Annotated in this window: 24 protein-coding genes; 13 read left to right on the top strand and 11 right to left on the bottom strand. The window is 70.2% G+C overall.

What is annotated here, in order from left to right:
- The first annotated feature begins 201 nt into the window (after positions 1-201).
- Genes OC490_RS11750 through OC490_RS11740 form a run of 3 tightly spaced genes read left to right on the top strand, consistent with a single transcriptional unit; the run spans position 202 to position 3174 of the window.
- Complete coding sequence (locus OC490_RS11750) at positions 202-1161, top strand: ABC transporter ATP-binding protein (protein ID WP_262057820.1); 960 nt, start codon at positions 202-204, stop codon at positions 1159-1161.
- Entirely contained in the window at positions 1161-1877 is a 717-nt protein-coding gene (locus OC490_RS11745) for an ABC transporter permease (protein WP_262057819.1), read from the top strand. The genes OC490_RS11750 and OC490_RS11745 overlap by 1 nt, the downstream gene beginning before the upstream one ends.
- Positions 1878-1902: 25 nt before the next feature.
- Positions 1903-3174, top strand: a complete 1272-nt coding sequence (locus tag OC490_RS11740; RefSeq protein WP_262057818.1) for a sensor histidine kinase — start codon at positions 1903-1905, stop codon at positions 3172-3174.
- On the opposite strand, the gene OC490_RS11735 is transcribed toward OC490_RS11740, so the two are convergent.
- Positions 3152-4714 carry an alpha-L-arabinofuranosidase B gene (locus OC490_RS11735; protein WP_262057817.1) on the bottom strand — a complete coding sequence of 521 codons (1563 nt, stop codon included), beginning with the start codon at positions 4712-4714 and terminating at the stop codon, positions 3152-3154. The two genes, OC490_RS11740 and OC490_RS11735, sit on opposite strands and share 23 nt — an antisense overlap.
- Positions 4715-4978: 264 nt before the next feature.
- On the opposite strand from OC490_RS11735, the gene OC490_RS11730 reads away from it, so the two are divergent.
- Together OC490_RS11730 and OC490_RS11725 are read left to right on the top strand one after the other, a co-directional pair.
- Positions 4979-5611 carry a response regulator transcription factor gene (locus tag OC490_RS11730; RefSeq protein WP_262057933.1) on the top strand — a complete coding sequence of 211 codons (633 nt, stop codon included), beginning with the start codon at positions 4979-4981 and terminating at the stop codon, positions 5609-5611.
- 104 nt (positions 5612-5715) lie between these two features.
- Positions 5716-5937, top strand: coding sequence for a hypothetical protein (locus tag OC490_RS11725; protein WP_262057816.1), 222 nt, complete (start codon positions 5716-5718; stop codon positions 5935-5937).
- A 60-nt stretch (positions 5938-5997) separates the two neighbouring features.
- On the opposite strand, the gene OC490_RS11720 is transcribed toward OC490_RS11725, so the two are convergent.
- The 4 genes from OC490_RS11720 to OC490_RS11705 all read right to left on the bottom strand — a co-directional run bounded on the left by OC490_RS11720 (position 5998) and on the right by OC490_RS11705 (position 10224).
- The gene (locus OC490_RS11720; protein ID WP_262057815.1) at positions 5998-6801 is read right to left on the bottom strand and encodes a hypothetical protein; all 804 of its coding nucleotides are present in this window, start codon (positions 6799-6801) and stop codon (positions 5998-6000) included.
- Positions 6802-6830: 29 nt separating this feature from the next.
- Positions 6831-7379 carry a SigE family RNA polymerase sigma factor gene (locus tag OC490_RS11715; protein WP_262057814.1) on the bottom strand — a complete coding sequence of 183 codons (549 nt, stop codon included), beginning with the start codon at positions 7377-7379 and terminating at the stop codon, positions 6831-6833.
- A 51-nt stretch (positions 7380-7430) separates the two neighbouring features.
- Entirely contained in the window at positions 7431-8969 is a 1539-nt protein-coding gene (locus tag OC490_RS11710; RefSeq protein ID WP_262057813.1) for an MFS transporter, read from the bottom strand.
- Positions 8970-9033: 64 nt separating this feature from the next.
- Positions 9034-10224, bottom strand: coding sequence for a lipid-transfer protein (locus OC490_RS11705; protein WP_262057812.1), 1191 nt, complete (start codon positions 10222-10224; stop codon positions 9034-9036).
- A gap of 183 nt (positions 10225-10407) precedes the next feature.
- On the opposite strand from OC490_RS11705, the gene OC490_RS11700 reads away from it, so the two are divergent.
- The 5 genes from OC490_RS11700 (at position 10408) to OC490_RS11680 (ending at position 15923) form a co-directional block, all read left to right on the top strand.
- Positions 10408-12141, top strand: a complete 1734-nt coding sequence (locus OC490_RS11700) for an MFS transporter (protein ID WP_262057811.1) — start codon at positions 10408-10410, stop codon at positions 12139-12141.
- Positions 12142-12261: 120 nt separating this feature from the next.
- Positions 12262-12912 (top strand): class I SAM-dependent methyltransferase, encoded by a 651-nt coding sequence (locus tag OC490_RS11695; RefSeq protein WP_262057810.1) that lies wholly within the window; start codon positions 12262-12264, stop codon positions 12910-12912.
- Positions 12913-13011: 99 nt separating this feature from the next.
- On the top strand, positions 13012-13926 hold the full coding sequence (locus OC490_RS11690) for an N-acetylmuramoyl-L-alanine amidase (protein WP_262057809.1): 915 nt from the start codon (positions 13012-13014) through the stop codon (positions 13924-13926).
- Positions 13927-14012: 86 nt separating this feature from the next.
- Positions 14013-14801, top strand: coding sequence for a DUF5336 domain-containing protein (locus tag OC490_RS11685; RefSeq protein WP_262057808.1), 789 nt, complete (start codon positions 14013-14015; stop codon positions 14799-14801).
- Positions 14802-14918: 117 nt separating this feature from the next.
- Positions 14919-15923 (top strand): LLM class F420-dependent oxidoreductase, encoded by a 1005-nt coding sequence (locus OC490_RS11680; protein ID WP_262057932.1) that lies wholly within the window; start codon positions 14919-14921, stop codon positions 15921-15923.
- Here the strand turns inward: OC490_RS11680 and OC490_RS11675 are convergent.
- Complete coding sequence (locus OC490_RS11675) at positions 15920-16495, bottom strand: hypothetical protein (protein WP_262057807.1); 576 nt, start codon at positions 16493-16495, stop codon at positions 15920-15922. The two genes, OC490_RS11680 and OC490_RS11675, sit on opposite strands and share 4 nt — an antisense overlap.
- 142 nt (positions 16496-16637) lie before the next feature.
- Here OC490_RS11675 and OC490_RS11670 point away from each other — a divergent pair, with 142 nt between their 5' ends.
- Positions 16638-16928: a hypothetical protein gene (locus tag OC490_RS11670; protein ID WP_262057806.1), complete on the top strand. Its 291-nt coding sequence runs from the start codon at positions 16638-16640 to the stop codon at positions 16926-16928.
- 94 nt (positions 16929-17022) lie between these two features.
- Here the strand turns inward: OC490_RS11670 and OC490_RS11665 are convergent, their stop codons facing one another.
- The 3 genes from OC490_RS11665 to OC490_RS11655 are packed head-to-tail and all read right to left on the bottom strand — an operon-like array spanning position 17023 to position 20182.
- Entirely contained in the window at positions 17023-18090 is a 1068-nt protein-coding gene (locus tag OC490_RS11665; protein ID WP_262057805.1) for a prenyltransferase, read from the bottom strand.
- Complete coding sequence (locus tag OC490_RS11660; protein ID WP_262057804.1) at positions 18087-18821, bottom strand: class I SAM-dependent methyltransferase; 735 nt, start codon at positions 18819-18821, stop codon at positions 18087-18089. The genes OC490_RS11665 and OC490_RS11660 overlap by 4 nt, the downstream gene beginning before the upstream one ends.
- On the bottom strand, positions 18815-20182 hold the full coding sequence (locus OC490_RS11655; RefSeq protein ID WP_262057803.1) for a glycosyltransferase family 4 protein: 1368 nt from the start codon (positions 20180-20182) through the stop codon (positions 18815-18817). Before OC490_RS11655 ends, OC490_RS11660 begins: the two co-directional genes overlap by 7 nt.
- A 222-nt stretch (positions 20183-20404) precedes the next feature.
- Here OC490_RS11655 and OC490_RS11650 point away from each other — a divergent pair, with 222 nt between their 5' ends.
- Together OC490_RS11650 and OC490_RS11645 are read left to right on the top strand one after the other, a co-directional pair.
- The gene (locus OC490_RS11650) at positions 20405-21031 is read left to right on the top strand and encodes a TetR family transcriptional regulator (protein WP_262057802.1); all 627 of its coding nucleotides are present in this window, start codon (positions 20405-20407) and stop codon (positions 21029-21031) included.
- Positions 21032-21038: 7 nt separating this feature from the next.
- Positions 21039-21662, top strand: a complete 624-nt coding sequence (locus OC490_RS11645; protein ID WP_262057801.1) for a maltokinase N-terminal cap-like domain-containing protein — start codon at positions 21039-21041, stop codon at positions 21660-21662.
- Between the two features lie 11 nt (positions 21663-21673).
- On the opposite strand, the gene OC490_RS11640 is transcribed toward OC490_RS11645, so the two are convergent.
- Positions 21674-21946 carry a ferredoxin gene (locus OC490_RS11640; RefSeq protein WP_262057800.1) on the bottom strand — a complete coding sequence of 91 codons (273 nt, stop codon included), beginning with the start codon at positions 21944-21946 and terminating at the stop codon, positions 21674-21676.
- Positions 21947-21951: 5 nt separating this feature from the next.
- Positions 21952-23409 (bottom strand): aldehyde dehydrogenase, encoded by a 1458-nt coding sequence (locus OC490_RS11635; RefSeq protein WP_262057799.1) that lies wholly within the window; start codon positions 23407-23409, stop codon positions 21952-21954.
- Between the last annotated feature and the right edge of the window lie 123 nt (positions 23410-23532).

Here is a 23532-nt window from a genome sequence, read left to right as displayed (position 1 = left end):
CGCACCGAGGTCGTCACAGGCCGACCTAGAACGCGTTCCAGTCCGGCGACCCTTGTATAGCCCAGCACCCGGCAGTTGTGAAGGCTCCTGACACTGTGTCAGGTCCGCGTGCCACGGCTGAGGACCGGTGACATTTGTCCTGCCCGAGTCCGTACAAGCGCATCTGCCGCGCGAGGGGCGCGGATCCGTAGCGTCGTAGCCATGACACAGACAGGTGGGGCAGCCGGTGGGGCGGAGCGGGCCGTGTCCTTCGCGGGGGCGGTCAAGACCTTCGGCGCGGTGCGTGCCGTCGACGGGGTGGACCTGGAGATCGGGCGCGGCGAGACCGTCGCGCTGCTCGGCCTCCCCCACTCTCGGCTTCGCTCGACCGGGGGGACCCCCATCGGCGCGGGCAAGTCGACGGCGATCTCGCTGCTGCTCGGGCTGAACACGCCCGACACCGGCACGGTCGAACTGTTCGGCGCGGCACCGGAGTCAGCCGTACGCAACGGCCTGGTCGGAGCGATGCTGCAGGAGGCGCGGGCGGTGCCCCGGGTCACCGTCGGCGAGCTGGTCGCGTTCGTCGCCCGGCGCTATCCGGCGCCGATGCCTGTCGAGCGGGCCCTTGAGCTGGCCGGTATCGGCGAGCTGGCCGGGCGGCGGGTGGACCGGCTGTCGGGCGGGCAGACGCAGCGCGTGCGGTTCGCCGTGGCGCTGGCGGGAAACCCGTCGCTGATCGTCCTGGACGAGCCGACCGCGGCGCTGGACGTGGAGGCGCGGCAGGCGTTCTGGCAGTCGATGCGGGGCTTCGCACGGCGCGGCCACACCGTCCTGTTCTCCACGCACTACCTGGAGGAGGCCGACGCGCACGCCGACCGGATCGTCGTCATCGACCGCGGCCGGATCGTCGCCGACGGCACCGGCGAACAGCTCAAGCGGGCGGCCGGCGGCAGCCTGGTCTCCATCGACCTGGCGGGCCGCCCCACCGAGGGCCTGGACCGGCTGCCCGGCGTACGGTCCCTCGAAATCCGCGGCGACCGCGCGCTGCTCCGCACCGACGACTCGGACGCAACCGTGCGCGCACTGGCGGACCTGGACGCGATCCGGGGCCTGGAGGTCGCGCCGGCGTCCCTGGACGACGCGTTCCTGGCACTGACGGCACACGAGTTGGAGACGGTGTGATGCTCGACTACCTGCGCCTCGAAGTCCGCCGGACCCTGCGTGACATCGGCTTCGTGATCGGTGGGATCGCGATGCCCGTGATGATGTACCTGCTGTTCACCAACCTCGGCGGCGACGACAGCGGCTACAAGGCCACCGCCATGGTCGGCATGGCCGCCTACGGCGCCGTCGGCTCCGCGCTCAACACCGGCGGCGGCGTCGCCGAGGACCGGGCGATCGGCTGGCTGCGGCAGCTGCGGGTGACGCCGATGACCCCGCGCCAGGTGGTCCTGGGCCGGGCGCTGACCGGTTCGGTGACCGTGCTGCCGGCGATCGTCGCGGTGCTCGCGGCGGGCGGCCTGGTCAACGGCGTACGGCTGGCCGCCTGGCAGTGGGCGCTGATCGCGCTGCTGCTGTGGCTCGGCTCGATCCCCTTCACCCTGCTCGGCCTCGCCAACGGCTACGGCCTCACCTCCCAGACCACCGGCGTCGCCAACATGGCCTGCAACCTGGGGCTCGCGGTGATCGGCGGCCTGTGGTTCCCCATCAGCCTGTTCCCCGGCTGGCTGCGCACGCTCTCGAAGTACACCCCCACCAACCGCTTCGCCCAGCTCGGCACCTCCGTCGCCGACGGGCACGCCCCCGCACTCGGCGCGATCGTCGTCCTGACGGCCTGGCTGCTCGCGTTCGGTTCGTACGCTGTGCTGGCGTACCGCCGGACCGGGCGGACCGTGTGACCGGGGGAGCGGGGGAGCGGGAGAGATGACCTGGATGCGAGGGATCAGGTGCCGGATACGCGCCTGGCGGGTGGCGCGGGCCCGGTGGCGGGCCGACATGGCGGAGTTCAAGGTCGCGCAGAAGGAGGCGCGCCGCAAGGGCGAGCGGCCCGAGCACCCGGGTCCGCCACCGACCGGCTTCTCCCTGCTGCCGTGGCTGCTGATGGGTCTGGGCTCCTTCTCCAACCTCCTCCAGGGCAAGACCCCCAACCCCTGGATCGGCGGCCTGGGCCTGCTGATCTTCAACTCCCTCTACATCAATGTCGTGTTCCGCTCCTTCGTGAAGGAGAAGCGCGAGACGGTCTCGACCCGGGTCGCGCTCGTCGTGATGGGCCTGGTGACCTGCGGCCTCGCCCTCGGCTACGGCGGCAGCTGGCTGTACTTCTTCCCGCTCCTCGGCCTCGCCACCGGCGCCTGCCTGCGCGGCCCGCGCCTCGGCCAGGTCGGCCTCGCGCTGACCGCGCTCGCGGCGGCGGTCTCCATCTACCGGGCCGGCTGGGACGCGATCAACGTCGCCTACGGCACCTTCCTGTCCACGATGGTGACCGCCGCGATCCTCTCCCTCTCCGAGGCCGTACGCGAACTGCGCGCCGCCCGCGAGGAGTTGGCCCGCCGAGCCGTCGAGAAGGAACGCATGCGCTTCTCCCGCGACCTGCACGACCTGCTCGGCCACACCCTCTCGGTGATCGTGGTGAAGTCGGAGGCGGCCCGGCGCCTCGCACCTCGTGACATGGAGGCCGCGCTCGGCCAGATCACCGACATCGAGGCCGTCGGCCGGCAGGCGCTCACCGAGATCCGCGAGGCCGTCACCGGCTACCGCGAGGGCAGCCTCGCCACCGAACTGGACCGCGCCCGCTCGGTCCTGACCGCCGCCGACATCGACCCGGTGGTCCGCCAGTCGGGCCCGCCGCTGACCCCGCAGACCGAGGCCCTGCTCGGCTGGGTGGTCCGCGAGGCGGTGACCAACGTCGTACGGCACAGCGGCGCGGCCCGCTGCGAGATCACCCTCGACGGCGTCCTGGACCGCGCCCGCCTGACCGTCGCGGACGACGGCACCGGCAACTCCACTGTGTCCGGTTCCGCCGAGGGCATCGGCGGAACCGGACTGAAGGGGCTCACCGAACGCCTCGCGGCGGCGGGCGGCTCCCTGCGGGCCGGCCCGTCACCGCGCGGCGGCTTCACGGTGACCGCCGAACTCCCGGTGGAGGCAACCGACTTGACGTCCTTCGTGGTGGCTACGGCGCCCAGGGAGCCGTGACCACCCAACTCACGTCGTCCGTCCACGAGGTGGCGCTGTCGAAGGCGTTCGAGCCGCCGTCGCTCGCTATGTAGACGTTGTAGTTGTAGTGCCGGAGATATCTGGTCGGGTAGTTGTACGACGCGAACGAGGTGCCCGTGCCGCTCTTGCCGGTCGAGGCGCAGAACGTGGCGTCCTGTCTGAACTGCGCGGTGCCGACCATGGGTTGGCGGTAGAGCTGGTAGTTGTAGTGGCGCAGGAAGTCGCCGGGGTAGTTCCGCGACTCGAAGGAGTAGCAGGAGCTGTCGGCCAGACCCCTGCGGACGATCCAGGTGGCGTCGCCCTTGTCGAGCGCCGCGCTGCTGGACGTGATGGCCGAGAGGACCGCCGCGTTGTTCTGGTGGCGGATGTAGTCGGCCGTGCAGCACGAGGTCGTCGCCCGCAGCGAGATCTCCGAACCGGCCGCGAGCGTCCCGGTGGTCCCGGTCGAGCCGCCGTAGCCGACGGACACGATGTTGGCCTGTACGGAGTTGTCGGCGGCGTCCGTCGGGATGCCGGCCGTCATGACGCCCTCGAAGAACGACCCGATGGAGCCGTTGCTGTTGTCCCCGCCGGTGCCCAGGACGATCGCGCCCTCCTGGTGCATGGGCGAGTAACCGCTCGTGGTGGGTTCACCCCCGGAATAGGTGGTCGTGAGACTCCCCGACTGGGCGTTTCCGTATTTCAGCGCGAAATGGTCCTGACCGTTGTTTTTCAGCAAAGCGGTGACGAACGGTATCGCCCCGGTGCCGGTGTTCGCCGTGTTCTTGCTGTACCCGGAGTCCGACTGGAACAGCCCGTTCTCCAGGTCGGCCTGCACCCAGGGGCCACTGCCGTAGCAGGGCGCGAACCAGCACTCGGTACCGAAGTTGATCGCGTCCATGTGCCCGTTGCCGGTGTCCTGGTTGTTGGTCTCGGCGTTGCCGTAGTCGAAGCAGCAACTGCCGTTGACGTGCGTGCCCGAGGTCACCATGTACATCCCCTCGGCGGCGCCGTTCGTCGCCACGCCCGAGGTGGAGTTGTCGCGGTAGCCCATCCCGGCCGAGATCTCCAGCCCGTAGACCTGGTGCCCGCCGACGGTCACCGGCAGGGCGTCCGCGGGCGCCCCGACATCGGCCACGCCGGCCCCGCCCGCACCCTCGATCGTGAGGTCGTTGTGGCGCGCCGACTGGTCGTAGATCTTGGTGATGATGCACGTCGTACCGGAACAGAACGAGTCCTGGGCCGCCGCGTTGGCATATCCCCCGGCCGCCAGCAGCCCGATGTTCGCGGTGGCGCTGTCGGAGGCGCGCTGCACCTGGTACAGCGAGCCGTTGTACGACGAGTAGAGCGCCCGGACGAGACTGTGCGCGGCGACGCACGGTGTCCCGGCGGTGGCGTAGATGTCGCACGGGAGCGAGGTGGCTGCCGACGCCTGCGGAACGCCTACGGCCAGCGCGAGGACGGTCACGAGCGCCGACAGTGCGGCCAGGGTCGCGTTTCTCAGCCGGTGCGGCCGAGCGCAGAGGAGTCTCAAGAACACGGTGCACCTCTTTTTCTGGAGGGGCTGTTCGATATACCGGACGTCATTCGATCGAAATGCCGAACCAATTCGCGATCGAAATGTCGAACTGTCGAAAGTTTTCCGAAAGCGGCTCTGTTCGGGGAATTCCATGGTGCCGACGGAATGCCGAGGCGATTGTTTGCCCGCAGCCGAAGACCGTCAAGACTCGCGGACGCGAACAATGAAGAGTTTTTGATAATCGCCCCGGATCCCCCCGGGCCTTACCCTTGCCCCGTGGATGAGATGCCCCGGGACCACCGGCCCGCCAAGTCCGTCAGAGTGCTGCTCGCCGAGGACCAGGGCATGATGCGCGGCGCCCTCGCCCTGCTGCTCGGCATGGAGGCGGACCTGGAGGTCGTCGGCCAGGTCGGGCGGGGTGACGCGATCGTGGACGCCGCCCTGCTGCACCGCCCCGATGTCGCCCTCCTGGACATCGAGCTCCCCGGCATGAGCGGCCTCGACGCCGCCGCCGAACTCCGCGAACAGGCCCCGGACTGCCGGGTGTTGATCCTCACCACCTTCGGCCGCCCCGGCTACCTCCGCCGGGCGATGGAGGTGGGCGCGGCCGGCTTCCTGGTGAAGGACGGCCCGGTGGAGGACCTGGCCGCCGCGATCCGCCGCGTCCTCACCGGCGAGACGGTCATCGACCCGGCGCTGGCCGCCGCCGCGCTGAGCGCGGGCCCGAACCCGCTGACCGCCCGCGAATGCGACGTCCTCAAGGCCTCGGTGGACGGCGCGACGGTCTCCGACATCGCCACGAAGCTCCACCTCTCCGAGTCCACCGTCCGCAACTACCTCTCCTCCGCCATCGGCAAAACAGCCACCCGCAACCGCATGGAAGCCATGCGAGAGGCCCGCCAACAGGGCTGGTTGTAGCGCGGATGCACCTCAAGGGACGGGTGGAAAGGACGAACCCGAGTCGCACGGCACAGTGAGGGCGAGTGAGCTGTTGGCCGGGTACGAGGTCGAGTTGCCGGGGCGTGCGCTCCTGGAACGGGGTGGCCCCGCTCGGTGCGGCGGACTGGGCGCGGATCCTCCCGGCGACGGAGATCGTCTTCGTCAGTGACCTGACCGGCTCGGGCGTCGACTGGCAGACCACCACCGGGCGCGACGACGAGACGACGATCAGGATGCTGCGGGTGATTCGGCGGAAGCCGGCCCGGACCGTCAGCCCCTACTACGGGAAGCGGCCGGCCGAGTAGGCCAGGACAACGTGCCTCCGGCCGCCCCCTGGACCTGCAGTGGGAGCGGCCGGGCAGCTCCTACTTCGTCACCTTCACCGAGTCGAACGACGCCCCCTCCGGACCTACGCACACGAACCAGTTGTCCGGAGAGCCGGCCACCGGGCGGATCGTCGCCTCGTCGCTGTTGACATCGGCCCCCGAAGCCACCCTGTGGGCCTCGGTGGACGTGCCGTCCTTCCAGGTGCACTGGACCGTCCGCGCGGTCTTGGCGACCTGGCCGACCACCAGCCGCTGGGGGCCGTCGGTCTTCTTCGGGTCCAGAGTGGACGCGCCCGACTTGAGGTCCGTGCCCGCCATGGTGTCCTGCGGGGAGGCCGAGTCGCCCATCAGGAACGTCGGGGCTCCGCTCCCGTACGACTGCTGTACGAAGTACGTGACCTTGCCGATCAGTGCGGACGCGTTGTCCTTGTCCCAGGGCTCATCGCCACGGATGGACATGGCGGTCAGCTGGGCCTGGGCCTCCGCCTTGGTGCGGGGGGCACCCCACACCTCGACCGTGACGTACCAGTCCTTGCCCTTGTCGGTGCCCGTCCCGAGCATCGTCTCCTGCGGCAGGTACACATGCCGCTCCTCCGGTGTCGACGGCCGGGTCGGCTTCTGGGACACCGCGGGCGTCACCTCCGCCCCGCCGGTGTCGCGCAGCGAGGCCAGTGCGAGGGTGCCCGACGCGCCCGTGATCACCAGTGCCGCGGCCGTGGCGAGCGCCCAGCGGCGGGCCCGGCGGCGACGGCCGCCGCGGATCACCGCCTGGTAGGGGGCTATGCCGATCTCGACCTCGTCCGCGGCATCGGCCAGCAGGAAGGCGATGTCTCTGTCCGTCATGGTGTGGTTCGTCTCCCGGTCCGCGCTCATCACTTCGGCCCTCCCTGCGTCACCGTCTCGGCGAGTCCTGGTATGGCGCGGAGTTTCGCGATCCCCTTGGCCGCGTTGCTCTTCACCGCGCCGACGGAACAGCCCATCGCCTGCGCCGTCTGTGTCTCGGTCAGGTCCTCCCAGTACCGCAGCACCACCGCTTCCCGCTGCCTCGGGGGCAGTTGGGCCAGTGCCTTCAGCAGGGTGTTGCGGTCCTCGGCCTGGGCGATGCGGTCACCGGTGTCGGCGATCTCGCGCACCAGTCCCGAGTCGTCCTTCGGGGCCAGGAACTCCTTGAGCCGTCTGCGGTGTTTGCGTGCGTGCGCGTTGATCATCACGCGCCGTACGTACGCCTCCGGATCGTCCGCCGAGCCGACCTTGCGCCAGGCCACGAAGACCTGTTCCAACGTCGACTGGACCAGGTCCTCCGCGGCGTGCTGCTCCCCCGTCAGTAGAAATGCCGTCCGCATCAACCGCGGCCAGCGGCCGATGACGAAGCTCTGGAACTCGTCATCCCGAGTCCCCCGAGCCTCCTTGCGATCCCCCATGGGCACCTCCTAGATGTCTAAAGGAGTCCATGAGCCGCCCGGATCGTTGCCTCACTTCTCGAAACTCGTGGAAGCCGCGCCCTCGGCGTCCACCACGACATCGCCGTCCGCGCTCGCCGCAGGCACCGCGCCCACGGCCGCCGGCACCGCCGCCCTGCGCCACGGCAGCCACACCGCCATCAGCACCACCCCGCCCAGCAGCACCCCCGCCCCGGTACGGAACGCCAGCGCGTACCCCGCCGTCAGCGCCTCCGGCGTACTCCCGCCGCTCTCCGCCGCCCGCGCCGCCGCGATGGTCGACATCACGGCGAGGCCCAGCGAACCCCCCATCGTGCGCGAGGTGTTGACCAGCCCGGAGACGAGACCGGCCTCCCCCGGCGCGGCTCCCGACGTGGCGAGCGCGGCGAGCGGGGTGGCGGTCAGGCCCGCGCCCAGCATCATCAGGATTCCGGGGAACATGATCTCGGTGAGGTAGTCGCCCCGCGCGGTCATCTGCGACTGCCAGCCGAAGCCCACCGCCGCGATCAGCGTCCCGAGGACGGCGACGTTGCGCGCGCCGAGGAGCGGCATGAAGCGGGGTGCCGACTTGGAGCCGAGGAGAACGGCCAGGGAACTCGGCACCAGTGCGAGCCCCGCCTCCAGCGGGGTGTACCCGAGGACGTTCTGCGCGTACAGCGTCATGAAGAACCACATGCAGAACATCGCGGAGCCGCACAGGAACATCGCCGCGTTGGCCGACGACACCGCCCGGGACCGGAACAGGCCGAGCGGCATCAGCGGAGCCGCCGTGCGGGCCTCGACGGCCAGGAAGAGCGCGATCAGCGCGAGTCCGGCGGCCAGCGGGGCCAGGGTCGCGGCGGCCGTCCACCCCTCGGCCTCGGTCTGCGAGATGCCGTAGGCCAGCACCCCGAGGCCCGCCGTGACCAGGACGGCGCCCGGCAGGTCGAGGCGCCGGCCGTCGCCGGCCCGGCTCTCCGGGAGCCACCGCAGCGAGCTGGCCAGCACCACCGCGCCGATGGGCACGTTGATCAGCAGCACCCATCGCCACGACAGCGTGTCGACGAGCACTCCGCCGACGAGTCCGCCGGCGGCCCCGCCACCGGCGCCGACCGCCGTCCAGGTGGCGATGGCCCGGGCGCGGGCCGCGCCCTCCGGCACCGCCGAGGTGACGATCGTCAGTGTCGAGGGTGCCAGCACGGCGGCGCCCAGTCCCTGTACGGCCCGGGCGAGCAGGAGTTGCCAGCCGTCCTGGGCGAGGCCGCCGCACAGAGAGGCCAGGGTGAACAGCGCGAGCCCGACCAGGAACATCCGTTTACGGCCGTAGAGGTCTCCGGCGCGTCCGCCGAGCAGCATGAATCCGGCGAAGGCGATGGCGTACGCGTTGACGACCCATTGCAGTCCGGACGCGCTCATGTCCAGGTCGGTCCGCATGGACGGCAGGGCGACATTGACGACGGACACGTCGAGCACGACGAGGAACTGTCCGGCGCACGCGAGCGCCACGACCAGCCAGGCGGCGGGCCGCGTGGAACCCTGTCGGGGCGGGCGGGCTGTTCGGGAGGCATCAGCGGCTCGGGGCATGTTTGTCATACTCTCAACCGGCCCGCGCCCCTTGCATCGGCATTTCGCCCCGGCCCCGGGCCCGTCCTAAGACCTACGTCGCCCGCAGCAGCGTGACCACCGCGGCCCCGCCAAGACCGATGTTGTGGGCGAGCCCCACCTCGGCCCCCGGCACCTGCCGCTCCCCCGCCGTACCCCTCAACTGCCACACCAGCTCGGCGACTTGGGCGATCCCGGTGGCCCCCAGCGGATGCCCCTTGGAGATCAGCCCGCCGGACGGGTTGACCACCCACCGCCCGCCGTACGTCGTCCCCCCGGACTCGACGAGCTTCCCGGACTCCCCTGGTTCGCACATGCCGAGGGCCTCGTACGTCAGCAGTTCGTTGATCGAGAAGCAGTCGTGGAGTTCTACGACGTCCACGTCCTCGATGCCGAGTCCGGACCGTTCGTAGACCTGGCGGGCGGCGGCCCGGGACATGGGCTGTCCGACGACGTCGATGCAGGAGCCGGAGGAGAAGGAGTCCTCGGTGTCGGTGGTCATCGCCTGGGCGACGATCTCGACGGGAGAGCCTGCCAACTCGCGTTCCTGCGCGAAGCGTTCGGAGACCACGACCGCCGCCGCGGCCCCGTCCGAGGTCGGGGAGCACTGGAGTTTCGTCAGCGGGTGGTGGACGACCCGGGCCGCGAGGATGTCGTCGACGTCGTAGACGTCCTGGAACTGGGCGTACGGGTTGTGCGCCGAGTGCCGGTGGTTCTTGGCGGCGACGGCGGCGAGCTGGGCCTCGGTCGTGCCGTACTTCTCCATGTGTTCGCGGGCCGCGTCGCCGAAGATCTGGGCGGTGGGCGGGGTCATCTCGAAGCCGTGCCGGGCGGCCATGATGCCGTAGTGGCGGGCGACAGGGGATGTGGCGAAGTCCCCTCCGTCGGTACCGCCCCCGAGCGCGCCGCGCTTCATCTTCTCGAAGCCCACCGCCAGTACGCAGTCGGCTGCTCCGCCCTCGACGAGTTGGCGGGCGAGCATGAGGGCGGTCGAACCCGTCGCGCAGTTGTTGTTGACGTTGTAGACGGGGATGCCGGTGAGACCGAGTTCATAGGCGGCGCGCTGGCCGGCGGTCGAGGGCTGGAAGCAGTAGCCGATAGGAACCTGTTCTACGTCGCCGTAGGAGATCCCGGCGTCCGCGAGGGCGGCGCTGCCCGCCTCCCGCACCATGTCCCAGTACTGCCACTCCCGGCTCTCGGGCTTCTCGAACCTGGTCATCCCGACGCCGGCGACATAGGCCTTCATGCCGGGCGAGATTAGAACACGTTTCAGTAAATGGCCAGAGCTGACGGGGGGTCAGATACTCATGGGACGGTCAAGGATTCGTTAGTACGCCGAAGCATCGGAATAGTTGCCCATGCATACGAGGTTTACCGTGCACTTATCCCGCACGGATCACTCACACTTACGGCCTGGAGGCCTCACTCCATGACGCACACGTCGACCGACCAGCCCGCACGGAGGGCGTCCGGCGCCATCGTGCCGGTGCTCGCCTTCGCGGGCATCGTTGTCGCGGTGATGCAGACCCTGCTCGTCCCGGTCATCAAGGACCTGCCGCAGCTGCTGAGCACCGAGCCCAGCAACGCCACCTGGGTCCTGACCTCGACACTCCTCTCCGGAGCCGTCGCCACGCCGATCATGGGCCGTCTCGGCGACCTCTACGGCAAGCGGCGGATGCTGATCACCAGCCTGGCCATCATGGTGGTGGGCGCCCTCGTCAGCGCCCTCACCAGCGATCTCCTCACGATGATCGCGGGCCGTACGCTCCAGGGCTTCGCGATGGGCGCGATACCGCTGGGCATCGGCCTGATGCGCGACATGCTGCCCCGCGAGAAGCTCGGCTCGGCCATGGCCCTGATGAGCTCCTCGATCGGCGTCGGCGGCGGCCTCGCACTCCCGCTCGCGGCCCTGGTCGCGCAGCACGCCGACTGGCACGCCCTGTTCTACGGCGCCGCCGGCCTGGGTGTCCTCGCCATCGTCCTCACCCTCCTCGTCGTACCGGAGTCCCCGATGCGCGCCGAGGGCACCTTCGACGTGCTCGGCGCGATCGGCCTGTCCGCCGGCCTTGTCCTCTTCCTTCTCCCCATCACCAAGGGCAGCGACTGGGGCTGGACCTCCGGCACCACGCTCGGCCTGTTCGCCGCGGCGGCCGTCGTCCTGCTCCTGTGGGGCGTGATGGAGCTGCGTCTGAAGGCCCCGCTGGTGGACCTGCGCACCACGGCACGTCCGGCGGTCCTCTTCACCAACCTCGCCTCGATCATGGTCGGCGTCTCCTTCTACGTCGTCTCCCTCGTCCTGCCCCAGCTCCTCCAGCTCCCGAAGGCCACCGGCTACGGCCTCGGCCAGTCGATGGTCACCGCCGGCCTGCTGGTAGCGCCGCTGGGCCTGACAATGATGTTCACGGCGCCCGTCTACGCCCGTCTCTCGGCGAAGTACGGCCCCAAGGTCACCCTGATCATCGGCATGCTGATCATCGGTGTCGGCTACGGCGCGGGTATCGGCCTGATGAGCGCGGCCTGGCAGAGCCTGGTCATCGCGGTCGTGCTGGGTGCGGGCATCGGTCTCGCGTACTCGTCGCTGCCCGCGCTGATCGTGGGTGCGGTGCCGGCGTCCGAGACCGGTGCGGCGAACGGGCTCAACACCCTGATGCGGTCCATCGGTACGTCCGTGTCGAGCGCCGTGATCGGGATGGTGCTGGCCAACACCGCGAACCATGTGGGCGGGGTCGCGATCCCCACGATGCATGGATTCCGGGTGTCCTTCATGATCGCGACGGGTGCGGTCGCCGTCGGCCTGCTGATGGCCCTGTTCCTCCCCAAGCCCGACCGGGCGCCGCAGTTGAACTTCAGCAGCGAGGAGGAGGCCAACCTGGAGCGCGCCGAGGAGATCCTGCGGGGCTTCCGGGGGCGGGTGCTGGGCGCCGACGGTTCGCCTGTCGCGCGGGCCAAGGTCACGCTGATCGATCGGCGGGGGCGGCAGGCGGGGGCGACGCTCTCCGACGAGGACGGCACCTACGCCCTCGCGGTCCCGTCCCAGGGCGCGTATGTCCTGGCGGCGCGTGCCACCGGGCATGGGCCGCTCGCCTCGTCTGCGACGCACGGCGGTGACGAGGTTGCGGTTGACCTGGATCTTTCGTTGCCCGGGGAGACTGTGAGCGCGTAGTCGGTAGTTTGTTGGCTGCGGGTGTGTGGGGGCTGGTCGCGCCCACGCGGCGCAGCCGCATATCGACACAGCCCCGCGCCCCTAGAAAGCAATGCCCTCCCCCCGATCGAGAGGTCCCCCATGCCCCCGGCACCCAAGCCCGAAATCCTTGCCGCGTTCGAGGCCGCCAAGGGATTCATGCCGGTCGGTGAAGGACTGGCCCTGTATGCCGCCGCCGTGGAAGCCGGAGGCCTCGGGCTGCCCTTGCTGGAAGTCGGGACGTACTGCGGGCGCTCCGCCATCCTCCTCGCCGATGCGGCCCGCGCGGCCGGTGTCACCGCGCTCACGGTCGACCATCACCGGGGCAGCGAGGAGCAGCAGCCGGGGTGGGAGTACCACGACCCGGAGACGGTCGACCCGGAGATCGGGCTGATGGACACGTTGCCCACGTTCCGCAGGACCCTGTACCGGGCGGGGCTCGAGGAGCACGTGGTGGCGCTTGTCGGGCGGTCGCCGCAGGTGGCTCGCGTCTGGGGCGCTCCCCTCGGCCTCGTCTTCATCGACGGCGGTCACACCGACGAGCACGCGACCGCCGACTACGAGGGCTGGGCGCCCCATGTCGCCGAGGGCGGGCTGCTCGTCATCCACGACGTGTTCCCGGACCCGGAGGACGAGTTCACCGGGCAGGCCCCGTACCGCGTGTACCAACGGGCCCTGGAATCGGGTGCGTTCACGGAGGTGTCGGTGACGGACTCGCTTCGGGTCCTACGGCGCACAGGCACCGGCGTCTGAGAACGGCCGGGCGGTCCGGGCGGGGGTCGACCGCGACTCCTGGCGGCGCTTGTCGCCGCTTCGGCGGGAGCGCACCGTCAGGCGGCTAGGGTGGCTCACGTGTCGTACGCAGGTCCGGACTTCGATCCTCCACAGCCCCGTCGGTCCCGTCGAGGACCCCTGACCGTGGCGCTGGCCGCGCTGGTGCCGGGGGCGCTGATCGGGTGGTTCGTGTACGAGGCGGTGGGCGGGCCGGGTGGCTCGGGGAACGCGGCGGCCGGTGCGTCGGCACCGGCGTCCAGTGCGCCCGTGTCGCCCACGAGCACCGCGTCGAACGACGACAAGCCGCCGAACTCCAGGCCCCTCACGGGCAAGGTCGTCGTCATCGACCCGGGGCACAACATCACCAACTTCCAGCACACCGCCGAGATCAACCGCAAGGTGGACATCGGCACGAACCGGAAGGAGTGCGACACGACCGGGACGTCCACCAACGCGGGTTACGCGGAAGCCCAGTTCACGATGGACGTGTCCCATCGGCTGCAGAAGATCCTGGAGCGGCAGGGCGCCACGGTGAAGCTGACCCACGACGGCGGCTCCCCGTCATGGGGGCCCTGTGTCGACCAGCGGGCGAAGATCGGCAACGACGCGCACGCGGACGCCGCGATCTCCATCCACGCGGACGGCGCCCCGGCCGGCGACCGCGGTTTCCATGTGATCCTGCCGGGCTCCGTGCACGCGGGCGCCGCCGACACCCGCGCGATCGTCGCCCCGTCCGCCGTTCTCGGCCGCAACATCGAGAGCGACTACCGGCGAGCGACGGGCGAGGCGCCCGCCAACTACGTCGGTGACGGCACCGGTCTCGTCACGCGTAAGGACCTGGGCGGTCTCAATCTGTCAACGGTTCCCAAGGTGTTCATCGAGTGCGGCAATATGCGCGATAGCAAGGATGCGGCACTGCTGACGAACGGCGCCTGGAGACAGGCGGCGGCGCAGGGGATCTCTGAGGGAATCGTGAGTTTCCTGCGCGGGTAGCGATCAGTGGGCTGATCCGGGCGGACACCCTGGCAAGGTGGACGATAGGGTCAACCGACGACGAGACGACCTACGAAGGACCTGAAGTGAATATCCGCTCCCTCACACGAGGCGACGGTGTGGTGATCGGGGCAGCGGTATTGCTCTTCATCGCGTCGTTCCTCAAGTTCTACACGGCCAACGGGTACAACCTGGACATCACCGCGTGGACGAGCCTCGGTAACGGCCTCGGTACCTACATGGGCGGCGTCATCGGTGCCGCTCTCATCGTCGTCAACCGCAGCCTGCCCCAGCCGCGCAAGATCCTGGGCCTGGACCTCGGCACAGTCGGCGTGGCGTTCACGGTCCTCACCGCGTGGGCCCTGTTCTGGACGCTGGTGGACGTCGGGGACAACGTCAGCGCCGGCGCGGGCCTCATCCTCGGCTTCATCGCGGCCCTCGCCCTGGCCGGTGCCGCCGTCGCGACGCCTCTCGTCCCGGCCCTCCAGGTCGCCCTCGTCCCCGCCCCCAAGCCGGTCGCCCCGCAGCCCTACGGCGCCCAGCCTCCCGGTGGTTACGGCTACCCGGGTGTCGGCGCCGGTGCGCCGCAGCCGACGTACGGCACTCCGCCGCAGCAGGCGCAGACCGCGCAGCCCTTCGGTCAGCCCCAGCCGCAGCCGACGCCGCCTCCGGGCGGGGAGTTCTCGCCGTTCTGGTTCGCCGTGCCGGTGGCCCGGCCGCTGTTCGGGGAGGACGGTTCGCCGTCGCCGATCGCCGAACTCGCGCCGGGTACCTGGTACTTGGCCGTCGATCAGCGCGGTGCCGCGCTGATCGCGCAGACGCAGGACGGTCGTCGTGGCGTACTGCAGGACACCTCCGGGATCCAGCGCGGCTGAGCCCCGCACCGTCTCCCACGGCCCCTCGCCCTTCCGGGCGGGGGGCCGTTGTCGTACAGTCGCAGCCGTCCCATCGACTGGCTGACGATCCGTCAGATGGCTGACTGTGGAGGCGATATGCGGCTCGGTCTCGCACTCGGGTACTGGGGGCGCGGGCCCTCCGCCGACCATGTGCCGCTGGCCCAGGAGGCGGAGCGGCTCGGATACGACTCCGTGTGGACGGCCGAGTCATGGGGTTCCGACGCCTTCACTCCCCTCACCTGGATCGCCGCGCAGACCTCAAGGATCAAGCTGGGGACGGCAGTTGCGCAGATGGCGGCCCGCTCGCCGACCACCACCGCGATGCACGCGCTCACCCTCGACCATCTGTCGGGCGGACGGATGATGCTCGGGCTCGGGCTGTCGGGACCGCAGGTGGTGGAGGGCTGGTACGGGCGGCCGTTCCCCAAGTCACCGCTGACCGCGACCCGGGAGTACGTCGAGGTCGTACGGCAGGTGCTGCGCCGGGAGGCGCCGGTCGAGGTGGACGGGCGCTTCCACGCGCATCCGTACCGGGGCGCGGACGGTACCGGGCTCGGCAAGCCGCTCAGGTCCATCACCCACCCCCTCCGCTCCGACCTGCCGATCCTGCTGGGTGCCGAGGGGCCGAAGAACGTGGCGCAGACGGCGCGGATCGCGGACGGGTGGCTGCCGTTGTACTGGTCGCCCAGCCGGCCGGAGGTGTACGGGACGACCGACTTCCGAGAGGGCTTCCTCGTCGCGCCCATGGCGCAGGTGAAGGTCTGCGACGACGTCGCCGAAGGCCTGCTCCCCGTGAAGATGATGCTCGGCTTCTACATCGGCGGGATGGGGCACGCGGCCCGTAACTTCCACGCCGACCTGATGGCGCGCATGGGGTACGAGGAAGAGGCCCGCCGGATACAGGAGTTGTTCCTCGGCGGACGCCGGGAGGAGGCCGTACTGGCCGTACCGGACGCGTTCGCCGACGAGATCTCGCTCGTCGGCCCGCGTGAACGGATCGCGGAACGGCTGGAGTTGTGGCGCAAGGGCCCGGTGACCGACCTGCTGGCCCTTGCGCCCGACCCGCACACACTGCGGGTGCTGGCGGAGCTGAACTCCTAGGAGCCGCCCGCCAGTTGGCCTGCCGACGGCACCTTGTCGGTCACCTCGGCGCCCGCGCTCTTCCCGGCGTCCTTGACCTTGTTGATGATGTCGTCGAAGGAACTCGCCGTCGCGTCCGTCGAGTCGCCCTTGCGGAGCTTGGACGGCAGGTCCTTGAGGGAGTCGATGCCGGCGGTCAGCGGGGCGAGCGCCTTGGAGAGCGTGGGGTCGCCCTGGGCGTTCTTCTTGGCCGCCTTGAGCCGGTTGTACGCGAACGCGCCCGCGAGACCCGCCTTGACGAGGGCGAACCTGCGTCCGCTCGCGCCCTTCTTGAACTTGCCGGCCTTCCAGGGCTTCACGATCCACTGGTAGGTGGCACCGGCGGCGAGGCCCGCGTTCGCGACGAAGCGGGTCTTGGCGAGCCTCTGACGCTCGGCGGTGGTGCTGGGGCTCGGGGTCGCGGCGGCAGCGGCGACGACGGCCGCGGTGTTCTGCGTGGCGTCCTCGGTGGCGCTGCCGCAGGCGGTGGCTCCGGCGAGCAGGGCGCAGCACAGGGAGAGCGCCACGAAGAGGCGCCGTATCGGTACGGGCACGGAATCCTCCGGGGTTTTCCCCGAGTGGGTGTCCTTACCCCGGCAGCCTCACCCGGCCCGGGCGGTTGCGCCACCCGGGGGACGCCGTTCGGGTTTCACCGGTGACTGGTTTCATCGCGGGCGGAGCGGCAACCCGGTTGGCATGTCCCCTTACCGACGCGGTTCGAATTCCGCCGGCAATGTCATCGTGATCATCGCCGACATCATGGCCCTCATCCTGGGCCTCTGGATCCTGATGTACCTGCTGGACGCCAACCGCGCGAACGACCTCGTGCAGTTCGTCCACCGCACGGCCAACTGGCTCGCGGGCTGGTCCCGCGACCTCTTCACTTTCGACGAGGCGTGGGCGCGGGTCGTGTGCGGTTACGGACTCGCCGCGATCGTCTACCTGTTTATCGGCCATGCGATCGCCAACCGGGTGAACCGTTCCTGAGGTTTGGCGACTGCGGGTCCGTCGTCGCTGATCGCGCAGTTCCCCGCGCCCCTGAATCGGCGACGCCGATCAGGGGCGCGGGGTCGGCCCGCAGCTAACAACAGTCCGGATCCAGCCCATCGGGCAAAAGCTCCGCCCCGAACACCGCACACGTCGCGTCATGGCCCCCCAGCGCCGCCACCGCAAGCAGCAACGACCCCGCAGTCCACGTCGTCAGCTCACGCGGCCAGACCGCGTCGTCCTCGAAGACATACCCCGTCCAGTACAGCCCGGTCTCCGCATCGCGCAGGTGCTGTATCGACTGGAGAATCTCCAGCGCCCGGTCGGACTCCCCCAACACCCACAGCGCCAGGGCGAGTTCGGCGGACTCGCCCCCCGTCACCCACGGGTTGGGGACGACGCACCGCACCCCGAGCCCGGGCACGACGAAGCGGCTCCAGCCCTCCTCCACCCGGGACTTGGCCTCCGTACCGGTCAACGCGCCGCCCAGGACCGGGTAGTACCAGTCCATCGAGTAACGGTCCTTGTCCAGGAACCGTTCCGGATGCCGGCGGATCGCGTGCCGCAGCGCGCCGACCGCCAACTCCCAGTCGGGCTGCGGTTCTTCACGCTGTTCGGCGATGGCGAGCGCGCAGCGCAGCGCCTGGTGGATCGAGGAGGAACCGGTCAGCAGCGCATTGGCCGTGTCCGTGCCGTCGGCGTCCCGCTTCCAGCCGATCTGCCCGCCCGGCTGCTGCAACCGCAGCACGAACTCGACGGCCGCGTAGACCGTGGGCCACAGCCGGTCCAGGAACGTGTCGTCGCCGGTCGAGAGGTAGTGGTGCCACACGCCCACGGCCACGTAGGCGACGAAGTTGGTCTCGCGGCCCCGGTCGGTGACGTCGTGCGCGTCGCCGTCGGCGTAGGCCGCGTACCAGGAGCCGTCCTCGTTCTGGTGCTGGGCGAGCCAGGTGTACGCCCGCTCGGCGGCCTCGTGTTCGCCCGCCGCGTCGAGCGCCATCGCGGCCTCGGTGTGGTCCCACGGGTCGAGGTGATGGCCCCGGAACCACGGGATCGCCCCGTCCTCCCGCTGCACGGCGAGGATGCCGGCGACGGTCGCGGCGGCCTCCTCCGCGGTGAGGACCCCGGGCAGGACGAGGTGTTCTGTCCGGGGAGCGGTCACTTGGCTTCCGCCAGGGGGAGGTGCGGCTTGGTCGCGTAGGCCACGAAGCTCTTGCCGATCAGCGGGTTGAGCGCCTGCTCGGCGACCCGGGTGGCGAGGGGTTTCTTCATGATGTCCCAGACCAGGAGCTTGTGGTACGCCTGCACCGGCAGCACCTTGTCGTTGTCCACGCCGAACGCGCACTTCAGCCACCAGTACGGCGAGTGCAGCGCGTGTGCGTGGTGGGTGCCGTAGGGCTTGAGGCCGGCCTCGCGGATCTTGGTGAGGAGTTCGTCCGCCTTGTAGATGCGGATGTGGCCGCCCTCGACCTCGTGGTAGGCGTCGGACAGCGCCCAGCAGACCTTCTCGGGGCCGTAGCGCGGGACGGTGATGGCGATCCGGCCGCCGGGCTTCAGGACCCGGACCATCTCGGCGAGCACGCCCTTGTCGTCCGGGATGTGTTCCATCACCTCGGAGATGATCACGACGTCGAACGACTCGTCGGGGAAGGGGAGTTGGAGCGCGTCGCCCTCCATCGCGGTGGCGGTGGCGCCGGCCGGGGCCTCGCCGGCCTCCTTCATCGCCGCGAACCACTTAGCGACCTCGCGGATCTCCTCGGCGTTCTGGTCGAGGGCGACGACCTGTGCCCCTCGCCGGTAGCACTCGAACGCGTGCCGCCCGGCACCGCACCCGAGGTCCAGGACACGGTCGCCAGGGGCGAGCGGGAACCGGGAGAAGTCGACGGTCAGCACGTGGCCCTGCTTTCGGGATAGACGCCGGTAACACTGGTCGGAGACGGGGATGGAGAGGTCGTGCGGCCCGCTATCGCCTCGCGGTACCTGGCCGCCGTGCCCTCGGCGGCCTTGGCCCAGGTGAAGCGGTCCAGTACCCGCTCCCGCCCGGCCCGGCCGAGCCGCATCCTCAGTTCCGGGTCGGCCAGCAGTCGGCTCAGGGCGGTGGCCAGCGCGCCGGGGTCGCCCGGCGGTACCGCCAAGCAGGTCTCGCCGTCACGCCCGGCGACCTCCGGGATCGCTCCGCCCGTCGTCGCCACGAGGGGCGTACCCGTGGCCATCGCCTCCGCCGCCGGGAGCGAGAAGCCCTCGTACAGCGAGGGCACGCAGGCGGCCTCCGCCGAGCGGACCAGGTCGACGAGTTCGGCGTCGGAGATGCCCTTCACGAACTCGACGGCGCCTTCGAGGCCGTAGCGCTCGACTGCTTGGGCGACCGGGCCCTCCGTGGGGCGTTTGCCCACGACGATCAGGTGGGCGTCGGGGTGTTCGGTGCGGACCTTCGCCAGGGCCTCGACGAGGAACACGAGGCCCTTGAGGGGGACGTCCGCGCTGGACGTGGTGACGATCCGGCCCGGTACCTGGGGCACGGCGGGGTCCGGGGAGAACTGGTCGGTGTCGGCGCCGATGTGGACGACGTGGATGCGGTCGTCGCGGACGCCGAGGTGGTCGATGATCTCCTGGCGCGAGGTGCCAGAGACGGTGAGGACGGAGGGGAGCCTGCGGGCGACCCGCTTCTGCATCCGGGTGAAGGCGTACCAGCGGCGCTTGGACATCCGCTGCCGCCAGGTCTCCGCCGCGTCCAGCTCCAACTGCCGGTCCACGGTGATGGGGTGATGGATCGTCGTCACCAGCGGGGCGCCGACGTCGCCCAACAGGCCGTAGCCGAGCGTCTGGTTGTCGTGCACGATGTCGAACTCGCCGCGGCGGGACCGGAGATGGCGGCGGGCGCGGAGCGAGAACGTGAGGGGCTCAGGGAAGCCGCCGGTCCACATCGTCGCGACTTCGAGCGCGTCGATCCAGTCCCGGTACTCGTCGCGCTTCGGGGTGCGGAAGGGGTCCGGGGAGCGGTAGAGGTCGAGCGAGGGCAGCTCGGTCAGGGAGACGCCGGGGTAGCCCTCGTCGAGGACCGGGTACGGCTGCGAGCCGATGACCTCGACGCGGTGCCCGAGGCGGGCCAGTTCGCGGGAGAGATGGCGGACGTAGACGCCCTGGCCACCGCAGAACGGGTTCCCTTTGTAGGTGAGGAGTGCGATACGGAGCGGTCGCTCGCCGTCGGCTGCCGAGTCCTCCTGGGGACCCGCCTGACTGGCCTCAGCGGTCACTCTGAGCCCCCTTCTGCCTGCACTGTCCCGCGAGATTACGCCGGGACGCTAATCTAGAACAAGTTTCAGACTTGATCGTCCAGGAGGTTCTGAATCTACCGGCCGGTACGGGCGCTGTGAGAAGTGGATCAGGTGATTCACACCACGGCCGAGACCCTGCCATGATCGGTCCGATCACCCGCCCTCACCGACAGTCACGGAAACAGTCACGGAACGGGAGCCATGCCAGTGGAAGCCAAGCCCGAAGCCACTGCGCGGACCTCGCCGCCCCTCACCGAGCGGCAGGAGGCCCGTCGGCGCCGCATCCTGCACGCGAGCGCGCAGTTGGCGAGCCGGGGCGGTTTCGACGCCGTGCAGATGCGGGAGGTCGCGGAGTCCTCGCAGGTCGCGCTCGGCACGCTGTACCGGTACTTCCCCTCCAAGGTGCATCTCCTGGTGGCCACGATGCAGGACCAGTTGGAGCACATGCACGGCACGCTCCGCAAGAAGCCGCCGGGCGGCGAGACGGCCGCCGAGCGGGTCGCGGAGACCCTGATGCGGGCCTTCCGCGCGCTCCAGCGGGAGCCTCATCTCGCCGACGCGATGGTCCGCGCGCTGACCTTCGCGGACCGCAGCGTCTCCCCCGAGGTCGACCAGGTCTCCCGGCAGACCACGGTGATCATCCTGGACGCGATGGGCCTGGAACATCCGACGCCGGAGCAGCTCTCCGCCGTCCGCGTGATCGAGCACACCTGGCACTCGGCCCTGATCACCTGGCTGTCGGGCCGCGCCTCCATCGCCCAGGTGAAGATCGACATCGAGACGGTGTGCCGCCTGATCGACCTCACGGAGCCGGGCGCCGACCGATAATCCCCGTATGGCGATCATCCACCGCACCCACCTCAAGCCCACCAAGCTCGAACTCCTCACCACCTGGCTGCCCACCCGCCTCTGGTATCACGGCCCCGCCGAACCGGAGTTGGCGAAGGCCGGCGGGTTCCGGCTCGACGACCCCGAGGGCGAGGTCGGCATCGAGTTCATGGTCGTCACCGACGGCTCCGGGGCCTACCTCGTGCCGCTCACCTACCGGGCCGCCCCGCTCCCCGGCGCCGAACACGCCCTGGTCGGCACCATGGAGCACGGCGTGCTCGGTCCGCGCTGGGCCTACGACGGCTGCCACGACCCGGTGCTCACCGCCGAGTTGGCGGCACTCGTCGAGGGGCGCGCGGAGGCGCAGGCGCAGAGCGTCTCCGACACCCCGGACCGGGAGGTCGCCCGCTCCTGGACCGGCGCGGCACGCGTCCCCGACCTGGGTGCCCCCAACGACACAGACACAGCAACCGAGTTCGCCGTACCCGACGGCCCGACCCTGCGGCTGCACCGGGTGCTGACCCCTGGCTCCACGCCTCCCGAGGGTGCGCTCGGCCAGGTCACCGGCGCCTGGGCGCGGGCCGACGGCACCCGCGTCCGAGCGCTGTTCGCCGCCCTCCAGCCCAGCTAGGACCTGTCCGGCTACTCCTCCGGCGGGAACACCGGCTCGCCGCTGCCCAGCAGCGTGATCATGATGGCCTCCACCGGGCAGCCCTCGGCCGCCGCGAGGATCAGCTCGTTGGCGTCGGTCTCCGGTTCGGCCGGGTGGGACTGCATGGCCGAGTCGAGGCGGAAGCGGTCCGGGGCCTGGTGGATGCACTGGGCCGAGCCGATGCAGACGGAGCGGTCGACCTCGACCTGCCAGCGGTCACCCGCCCCCACGCTCGAATACGCTCGCGCGGGAGGTACCCCCATCCGGCTCACCCCTCCCAGCCGGCCGGCAGGTGGATCATCTTGTGTTCGAGGAACTCGGAGAAGCCCTCGGGCCCGAACTCCCGTCCCAGACCGCTGTTCTTGTAGCCGCCGAAGGGGCCGAGCATGTCGAGGCTGAAGGTGTTGACGTTGTAGGTGCCGGTGCGGACCTGGCGGGCGATGTCGATGCCGTGGGCCACGTCGGCGGTCCACACGCTGCCGCTCAGCCCGTAGTCGGAGTCGTTCGCGATCTTCACTGCCTCGGTCTCGTCGCCGTACGGGAGGAGGCAGATGACCGGGCCGAAGATCTCCTCGCGGGCGATGCGCATGGAGTTGTCGACGTCTCCGAAGAGGGTCGGTTCGACGTACCAGCCGCGGTCGAGGCCGGGTGGACGGCCGCCGCCCGTAAGGATTTTGGCGCCTTCCTCCTGCCCGATGCGGATGTAGTCGAGGTTGCGCTGCTGCTGGCGTTTGGCGACGAGCGGGCCGACCTGGGTGGCCGGGTCGAGCGGGTCGCCGACCACGAGAGCGCTCGCCGCCGCCGCGAACGCGTCCGCGAACTCGTCGTAGCGCGAACGGGGTACGAGGATGCGGGTCTGGGCGACGCACGCCTGGCCGTTGTTCATCCAGGCCGCCGAGACGATGCCGGGGACGGACGTGGTGATGTCCGCGTCGGGCAGCACGATCGCCGCCGACTTGCCGCCCAACTCCAGTGTCACGCGGGTGAGATGGCGGGCGGCGACCTCCATCACGCGCTTGCCGGCCGCGACCGAACCGGTGAAGGAGATCTTGTCGATGCCGGGGTGTCCGACCAAGTACTCGCTGACCTCGCGGTCGGCGGGGAGGATCGACAGAACGCCGTCCGGCAGCCCGGCCTCCTTGGTGATCTCGCCCAACAGATAGGCGTCCAGGGGCGATTCGGGCGACGGCTTCAGGATCACCGTGCAGCCGGTGAGCAGCGCGGGCGCGAGCTTGGCGGCGGCCACGAACTGCGGGACGTTCCACGGCACCACGGCCGCGACCACTCCGACCGGCTCCCGCCGTACGAGGATCTTGCCGAGGACCCCGTCGCGGTACTCCTCGTAGGTGAAGTTCTTCGCGACGGTGATCGCCGCGTCCCACACCATCATCGCGCCGAGGGCCTGCCCGAGGATGCTCCAGGAGTACGGCGACCCGTTCTCGGAGGAGATGACGCGGCCGATCTCCTCGTACCGGGCGGCTATCGCGTCCTTGATGCGGGTGACGACCGCGATCCGTTCGTCGAGGGTCATGCGCGGCCAGGGTCCCTCGTCGAAGGCCTCGCGGGCCACGGCGACCGCGCGGTCCACGTCCTGGCTCGACGCGTGCGGGACGCGTCCGATGACCTCCTCGGTGTGCGGGGAGATCACCTCGATGACGTCCTTGCCCAGGGGGTCGGTCAACTCCCCGCCGATGAACAGCTGTCGGTGTTCCACGAGCTCCGTCATGGCCGAACGCCTCCCCGGTACCGCTGCCTGAACCGCTGTCTGACGATCCATCAGATACGAGGACTGAATACCAGTTCCGGTCGATGGAGTCCACGTATAGTGGCCGGAAGGCGGCGATTGGGG

The organism is Streptomyces sp. STR69 (genome assembly GCF_024519455.1).
In the GTDB taxonomy this organism is placed as follows: Bacteria; Actinomycetota; Actinomycetes; order Streptomycetales; family Streptomycetaceae; genus Streptomyces.
The sequence above is the reverse complement of the archived record's forward strand: the minus strand, read 5'-3'. Positions and strand labels throughout refer to the sequence as shown.